The organism is Mesorhizobium sp. M7A.F.Ca.AU.002.02.1.1 (assembly GCF_003998535.1).
GTDB classification, from domain to species: Bacteria; Pseudomonadota; Alphaproteobacteria; order Rhizobiales; family Rhizobiaceae; genus Mesorhizobium; species Mesorhizobium ciceri.
Window position 1 is genome coordinate 1 of record NZ_RZPB01001124.1, and the last position, 1,459, is coordinate 1,459.

Below are 1,459 nucleotides of genomic sequence, written 5' to 3' on the forward strand. Positions count from 1 at the left end.
GGTCCTCACCGACAGGGACGTGGGTGGCACGGTAGAGCAGGATGTCGGCAGCCATCAGCGAGGGATAGGCGAGCAGGCCGAGCGAGGCATTCTCGCGGTCCTTGCCGGCCTTGTCCTTGAACTGCGTCATGCGGTTCATCCAGCCGATGCGCGCCACGCAATTGAAGATCCAGGCAAGCTCGGCGTGCTGCATGACCCGTGACTGGTTGAAGACGATGTGCTTCTTCGGATCGATGCCGGAGGCCAGGAACGCCGCAGTGATCGACCGCGTCTGGTCGGCCAGGTCTTCATAAACGAGTTGGGCTGTCAGCGAATGCAGGTCGACGACGCAATAGATGCAATCGGAGGTGTCCTGCAGGGCAACGAATTTCTTGATGGCGCCGAGATAATTGCCGAGATGCAGATTGCCGGTCGGCTGGACACCGGAAAAGACGAGTGGCTTGAAGGCGGTCATGATTGTCCTCATGGCTTGTGGAGGGCCGTATAAGCGTGATTCCGAAAAGTTGCAGACTTTTCGGAGCCAATCACGCGGCTGGAAACCGCGCGCGGCGAAAGTCTTGCGACGGCGCGCTTATGGACGAAGACGGCGCTGCGATCAAGACGGCGCTGCGAGCGTGTCGGGCGCTACTCGTCCAGGTCGGTCTTTGCGATCGGTGGCGCCGACTTGCCAGATCCCCGCTTGACGTTGCGACGGATCATGCCGAAATCGGCGCCGCCGGTGGCAAACGCCGTGATGAAGTACAGCAGCGCCCCACCCGCGACCAGCGACAGCAGCGTCGTCGCCTTGACCACCAGCGGCGAGCCGGGCCCGAGCCTGACGGCGAACCAATGCTCGGCAAAATAGAGCGCTGCCCCCATCACGATAGCCGACAGCACCAGACGTGGAATGCGCTTCATCAGCGGCACGTCGCGGCCCCAGTGGCCGCGCCGGATCAGGACGCCGAGCAGCATCACCGCGTTGACCCAGCCGGCGACGGCCGAGGCCACCGCGATGCCGGGCGCGCCCATCCGTGGAAACAGCGTCAGCGCCGTGGTGACGTTCACCGCCACCGAGATGGCGGCAAAGATCATCGGAGTACGCGTGTCCTCTCGGGCGAAATAGCCCGGCGTGAATGCCTTGATCAGCACGAAGGCCGGGAGGCCGAGGCCGAAGATCGCCAGGATCGCCGCCACCGTTGGCGTCGAGCCGTTGGCGGCGAACGCGCCGCGCTCATAGACCAGCCGTACGATCGGCTCCGACATCACCCAGAGTGCGGCGGCTGCCGGCAGCGTCAGGAACAGTGTGAACTCGACCGAGCGGTTTTGCAGATTGGCCGCCTCGATCAGATTGCCCGACTTCAGCGCGCGCGACAGTTCGGGCAACAGCACGATGGCGACCGCGACACCGACCACGCCGAGCGGCAACTGGTAGATGCGGTCGGCATAGGCGAGCGAGGACACCGCGCTGTTCTGCGCCGAG

At 64.3% G+C, this 1,459-nt stretch carries 1 protein-coding gene and 1 pseudogene; both read right to left on the bottom strand.

Annotated features, from left to right (window positions below; translation table 11 throughout):
- A pseudogene (locus EN879_RS35695) lies at nt 1–454 on the bottom strand (tryptophan--tRNA ligase); the annotation flags it as partial.
- Nucleotides 455–624: 170 nt separating this feature from the next.
- On the bottom strand, nt 625–1,459 hold an 835-nt coding region (locus EN879_RS35700; RefSeq protein WP_164774829.1), incomplete at its 5' end, for a lipid II flippase MurJ.